The 395-nt window shown below is 70.4% G+C and carries 1 protein-coding gene; it reads left to right on the top strand.

Annotated features, from left to right (window positions below; all coding sequences use genetic code 11):
- Positions 1 to 23: 23 nt before the first annotated feature.
- Positions 24 to 395: hypothetical protein (locus tag D7X55_RS42350; protein WP_147470556.1), on the top strand; the 372-nt coding region annotated here is incomplete at its 3' end.

Below are 395 nucleotides of genomic sequence, written 5' to 3'. Positions count from 1 at the left end.
GTGCGAGTTTGGGATTGGAGAGCGTGCCGTTCCTGCCTGCGTTCACGTTCGAGGGCGGCTCGAGCTCGCCGATCGGCTCCTCACCCGTGTCGGCGAACGGCAAGCACCAGCTCCCCGGCGCCACTACGGACCCCGCACCTCCGACGCCAGACAAGGGGCTATACAACCTGCCGAACAGCTCTGCGCCCGCGCTGTCGCAGTTCGCGTCCGCGGCGGTCGCCCCGCCGCTGGCACACCGGGCGGTGACGGCGCCGCCGAAGAAGCTGTCGTTCGCGACGAGCTTGTCGGTGTACGACACGTTCCCGCCGACGGCGTACGATCGCCGGAGCGAGCCCGGGCAGACGGCGAGTCGGCTGACGCCGGCGCTCGCCCAGCGGATCAAGGAGGAGCTGAAC

The sequence above is a fragment of the Corallococcus sp. AB049A genome, assembly GCF_003668885.1.
GTDB classification, from domain to species: Bacteria; Myxococcota; Myxococcia; order Myxococcales; family Myxococcaceae; genus Corallococcus; species Corallococcus interemptor.
This window is presented reverse-complemented; position numbering and strand designations above follow the sequence as displayed.